Raw genomic sequence first — 5,298 nt, forward strand, 5'->3', positions numbered from 1 at the left:
GTACTTGGGAGCGCGCGCCGCCGGTGACGGAGCGCGCAGGGAGCAGGGGCGAGGCCAGGCCGCACCCCCGCCACGGAAGTTGGCGCGGGTCCGCGCCCGCTGCCCTACCTCGCCGGAACGAAGCCGAGGTTGCGGACGTAACGGGCTGAGACGTAGCCCTTGTGGTCGGCGAGCTTGTACCAGAGTCGGTTGCCGTGGACCTGGGTGCCGTGCGTCTTGTAGGCAAGCCACACTGAGGCGCCGCGGTGCAGCGAACCGATCACGCGGTAGCCGGTGCCGGCGCCGGAGCGGACGTTGAGGTGCCCGGTGCGCGTCGTGACACGACCCAGGCTGCTGTGACGGAACTTGTTCGGCTTGTGAGTCTTGTGAGCGTTGTGCGTCGTACTCGGCGGCGCCGCGTGCCGGGCGCAGCTGGTGATCCACGCGGGCGCCTGCTGTGACGGCGGAGCCGGGACGGCGCCGGCCAGCGCGAGGGTCGGCGTGAGGGCGAGGGAGGCGAGCGCGGCGACGATGCCGTACCGCACCGGGCGCAGGTTCATGGGTTCTCCTTGAGGACGGGTGTTGAGCGGTGCGCCGCACACGGTCCGCAGTTCCTGCATGCGGCACTGTGCCCGGCTGCCGGCCCCGTCGGATGGGTGTCGGCATCTTCAGTGATGTCCGGCGTCTCCCGCCGTGACTCCTGTTCCCAGGGGCCCGGGACGCACGGGGAATTCCCCCGCACAACGCGGGAGCTGACGCGGCCCCCAGCCCCGGATCCGGGGAACGGGCCGGGGACGCGCACCCTCACGGGGCCGATGCGGACGTCACCTCGGATCCATCCTCGCTGGTGCACACCAGCTTCGCCTCGACCACCGCGCATGCCTCTCCGGGCCAGCGGGTCGACGCGGCCAGCATCGGACTGAACTCTCCGTCCGCTGCCGGGGCAGGATCCGCTTCCGGGTCCGGATGCGACGTGAGGCGCTCGTCGGGCCCGGCCTCGATGGACACCTCGCGGGCCGGGCGGCCCCGGGGAGCCTGCACCTCGGCCCAGACCGTCGAGCACGCCGGGCTGTATCGCAACCGCACCACATACCCGCCACTCGCCACACTGCTCTCGGTCCGGGCGTCCTGAGCACATCGCGAGGGATGCGGGAGGCGGCCCTGGCAGGACTCGCCCCGACAGAGATCGCCCCGGCCGGCCCCCGAGTTCGAAGCCCCGCGGACGGCGAGCCGAAGGGAGACGAGGGAGCAGGCGGCGAAGGCGGCGCCCCCGAGCAGCACGCACGCGGCGGCCAGTAGCGTCACGGTCGCGCGCCGCCGGCGGCGGCGGGGCGCCGCGGGCGGGATCACGGTCACGGCCGGCGCAACCGCGGCCGGCGACGCCGCCTCCTGCACGGACCGGTCATGACGAGCGTGTGCCGCGCCCCACAGGACAAGCAGCCGCGCGGCATCCGCTCCCGCCTCCCGCCCCAGCGCCTCCACCGCCTGTCGCGGCGGGAACTTGTCCCCGTTGAGATACCTGTGCCAGGCGGACTTGCTGTAAGCAGTGCGCTCGGCCAACTCGACCAAGGTCAGGCCGGTCCGGTCCTTGAGCCCGCGCAGGCGTTCCACCAACAGGCGCGTGTCATCGTTCAGTTCCGCGGGCAGCGGTCGCCAACGAGCCATTCCTGTCCCCTTCGTGCTCTCCGCATCCCGGGGCCGCTCCCGTCCTGCCGTGCCCACGGCACCAAGCCGCCCACTTCGTCCCAGATGCGCAGAGATAGGTACCCTTGCGGCTTCCGGTCGACGCGCATCACGGAGGTTTCTCAACGAATCCGCAGGTCAGCGACGCTTCAGGAGCAAATCGGACCCGGAGTTGATGTGCATTGCGTGCGCTACGCGCGACCTCTTGACGCACGCCAGAAGACAGGTCCATCGCCTCATCCTGGACAAGCGGCCAGGCGCCTACAGGGCGACAGGCCCGGCAGTCAGGATGTGTTCAGGTTGTCGCTGGCACGCTCACGGTATGACACAGGACTCCTCGCAAACGGCGTCTTTCGCCGTACCTCGGCACGCCTCTGGCGGCGACTCTAGGGCCCGTTGGAACAAGGTCCCCGAGATCACCGTCTACTTCTGAGGCATCAAGATCCTCTGCACGACTGTGGGGGAGACCGCGGCAGACATGCTGGCAGAGAAGGCCGGGCTGGGGCTGACCGGCGTCTCCGTGCTGATGAGTGGCCTGCTCGCGCTGGTGCTGGTCGTCCAGTTCCGCACCCGCACCTACCACCCGGCCGTCTACTGGCTCGCGGTCGCGCTCATCAGCATCGTCGGCACCTTGATCAGCGACAACCTGACCGACAACATGGGTGTACCCCTGGAGTTGAGCACGGTTGTGTTCGCCGTGCTCCTCGTGGCCGTCTTCCTCATCTGGTACGGACACGAGAAGACGCTGTCCATCCACAGCATCGACACCACCAGCCGTGAAGCCTTCTACTGGCTCGCGGTCTTGTCTACCTTCGCTTTGGGCACGGCGGCCGGCGACCTCGTCGCCGAACGCATGGCCCTGGGCTACTTGACCTCGATCGTGGTCTTCGCCGCGGTCATCGCTGCCGTGGCTGTCGCCTACTTCGCGCTCGGCCTCAACGCGGTGTGGAGCTTTTGGACCGCCTATATCCTCACCCGTCCGCTGGGCGCGTCGATGGGCGATTACCTCTCCCAGCCCACCGGCGACGGCGGCCTGGGCCTGGGCACCGTAGTCACCAGCGTGCTCTTCCTCGCGGTAATCCTCGGCCTGGTTGTCTACCTTTCACTCACCCGCAAGGACACCTCTCCGGCCAGGACGCCAGCCTGAACCGTCGAGCACGACGGTCCGGGCGGCCCCCAGGGGTCAGCCGGGCACTTCGACGACGAATCCCGCCCCGTCGTCGAAGACGGCGACGTGCCACGCCCCCGGCCGCCCACCGACCGGGTCAGCCGCATGACCAGCGCTGAGTGCGGCACGAACGACCTGAGCACCCCAGGACCGTCGTCGCGAACCGTGATCCGTACGTCCTGACGCGTTGCCTGTGAGGACAGCGTCGTGGCCGAGCGCGCATCCCGCAGGCATTCGCGTGCAGTGCCCTGACGATGCGCTCCTACACCGCCTCGGTGCGCACCCCCTAGGGAAGGACCCGTCGTGTTCTTGTGCCCGGATGTGTGCACTCTCGCCACATCACAGCCGCTCGCAGTGAACATCCTGGACGCCCGGGTTCTTCCTGCCCGGAGACTCCCTGCTGCTCACCGCGGGACTCCTGTGCATCTCGAAGCAGCAGCGGCGTCCATCTCTCGCTTCCACAGGTCCTGGTCGCTTCCGTCGTCGGTGCACTGCTCGGCGCCCAGGCCAGCTACTGGATCGGCCGCCGGGCGGCCGCGCCCTGCTCGCGCGCAGCCGATCACGGCGCCTGCAGGAAGGCGCACAACGCTCCGAAGAACTCCTTGCCTGCTACGGACACGCCAAGGCAATCGTTCTTGCCCGCTTCGTCCCGGTCGTGCGCACCGTCCTCAACCTGCTGGCCGGTGCCCTCGACGTCCCCGCGCGCACTTTCGTGCTCTGGCAGTTCATCGGCGGAGTCGTGTGGACCGTCGGCCTGGTGCTGGCATACGCACTCGGCTCCTCCGCCCTCAGCATGGACCGCTACCTTGTGCCCCTGGTTGCCCTGATCGCCGCCATCTCACTCAGCCCGCTTGTCCTGGAGATCCTGCGCAGCCGCAGGAACCGAAGCCGCGACCCCGCGGCCCCCCGCCTCCCACGGCGGAGGCGAACTGTGAGCACCACATCCCGCGTCATCACCGCCCGCGCCCCCATCATGCGCACGCCCAGGTCCGCCGCCTGGCTGCGCAGCAGCGGTCCGACATTGCGCCGAGCGTGGGTCAAGTGAACCCGCCCCCCAGCGCTACCCCCGACTCCGCCAGACGCCGGATGCGGCAACGCCCGCTACTGCCGTGGGCGGGCGGCATCGCCACCCTGCTGCTCGCGTTCCTGATCTCGGCAGTGCTGATCTCCAATGGCGGACTCGTCGCCGGCGACGCAGCCCTGCACACCTGGTCCCTCGAACACCGCCCGCCCGCCGCACAATCGATTGCCCGTGCCGTTACGGACACCGGCACGTCCCTGTGGCCATACCTGATCACCTTCCTAGCTGGAGCACTGACCGGCGTCACCTGGCGCACCCGGCTGATTCGCGGCGGGACCGGCCTGGGCATCCTGCTGGCCGGCCAGGGGATCCGGGTGGCCGTGATGCCCCTCATCGCCCGCCCCCGGCCCCCGCAGTCCGACTGGGCCACCCACGCCTCAGGCTTCTCCATGCCCTCCGGGCACACCACCACCTCCGCCATCACCGCCGGACTGGTGTGCTGGGCCCTGGCTCACAGCGTGCACCGCACCTTGATCCGCTGCCTGCGCACCTTTGCCGTGACCTGGGCCGTCTGCGTCGCCCTCACCCGCATCTACCTGGGCGTGCACTGGATGAGCGACATCCTCACCGGGTGGCTCCTGGCCACCGCCTGCCTGACCTTCCTCATCGCAGCCCTCGCCCCACTCGAACAGAAGACCGCGCCGCCCATCAGGTTCTGACCCTCCACCGCACCTCACCCACACCGCACTCATCCCCACGGCACGCCACGCGTGATGGCGATGCCCCCGCCCCTCACGCAGCACGCATCGCTCTGCCCACCCACCGCCTGCGCACAACGAAGAGCCGACCCGCTGCGGGGCGGGATCGACCACCACTCCCTTGAGGGGCCATGAAGATTACCTTCCTGATCAACAACGCCTATGGCATCGGCGGCACCATCCGGGCCACTGCCAACCTCGCCAGCGCCCTCGCCCGTCGCCACAGCGTTCAGATCGTCAGCGTCCAACGCCCGATCGACACCCCGCAGTTGACCTACGGCCCCGGTGTCAAACTGACCTCGCTCATCGACATGCGCAAGCACACCCGGGGCTACGAAGGTGACCACCCGCTGACGCACGAACCTTGCACCATGTTCCGCTACAGCCGCCCCTACAACCGACTGCACGAACAACGGATCGTCGACTGGCTCACCCGGACCGACGCCGACGCCGACGTCGTCATCGCCACCCGACCCGACCTCAACGGATTCCTCGCCCGCGACGGCCTGCCTCGCTACCTGCGCATCGGCCAGGAACACCTCAGCCTCGACGCCTATTCCGACGAAATGGCCCACCACCAAAACCACGCTATCGCGGGACTGTCCAATCAACGGCCCTGTCTCACATTCGGTGGTGACGCAGAGTCGTGAAGGTCGTTGATAGTCACGTGAAGGATGTCAACGAGCTTG

The 5,298-nt window shown here is 69.0% G+C and carries 4 protein-coding genes and 2 pseudogenes; 4 read left to right on the forward strand and 2 right to left on the reverse strand.

The annotated features are described in order from the left end of the window. Positions 1-104 precede the first annotated feature (104 nt). Both ACWFR4_RS47520 and ACWFR4_RS47525 read right to left on the reverse strand, forming a co-directional pair. The gene (locus ACWFR4_RS47520; protein ID WP_453658063.1) at positions 105-539 is read right to left on the reverse strand and encodes an SH3 domain-containing protein; all 435 of its coding nucleotides are present in this window, start codon (positions 537-539) and stop codon (positions 105-107) included. Between the two features lie 244 nt (positions 540-783). After that, positions 784-1,644, reverse strand: coding sequence for a DUF2690 domain-containing protein (locus ACWFR4_RS47525; RefSeq protein WP_453658065.1), 861 nt, complete (start codon positions 1,642-1,644; stop codon positions 784-786). Positions 1,645-1,984: 340 nt separating this feature from the next. Between ACWFR4_RS47525 and ACWFR4_RS47530 the strand changes: the two are divergent. The 4 genes and pseudogenes from ACWFR4_RS47530 to ACWFR4_RS47545 all read left to right on the forward strand — a co-directional run bounded on the left by ACWFR4_RS47530 (position 1,985) and on the right by ACWFR4_RS47545 (position 5,259). Further along, positions 1,985-2,809 (forward strand): annotated as a pseudogene (locus tag ACWFR4_RS47530) (COG4705 family protein). Between the two features lie 403 nt (positions 2,810-3,212). Further along, positions 3,213-3,716: pseudogene (locus ACWFR4_RS47535) on the forward strand (DedA family protein); the annotation flags it as partial. Positions 3,717-3,871: 155 nt separating this feature from the next. After that, positions 3,872-4,570, forward strand: coding sequence for a phosphatase PAP2 family protein (locus ACWFR4_RS47540; RefSeq protein WP_453658067.1), 699 nt, complete (start codon positions 3,872-3,874; stop codon positions 4,568-4,570). A gap of 170 nt (positions 4,571-4,740) precedes the next feature. After that, entirely contained in the window at positions 4,741-5,259 is a 519-nt protein-coding gene (locus ACWFR4_RS47545) for a hypothetical protein (RefSeq protein ID WP_453658069.1), read from the forward strand. The last annotated feature ends 39 nt before the right edge of the window (positions 5,260-5,298 follow it).

The sequence above is a fragment of the Streptomyces sp. NPDC055140 genome, from assembly GCF_053607285.1.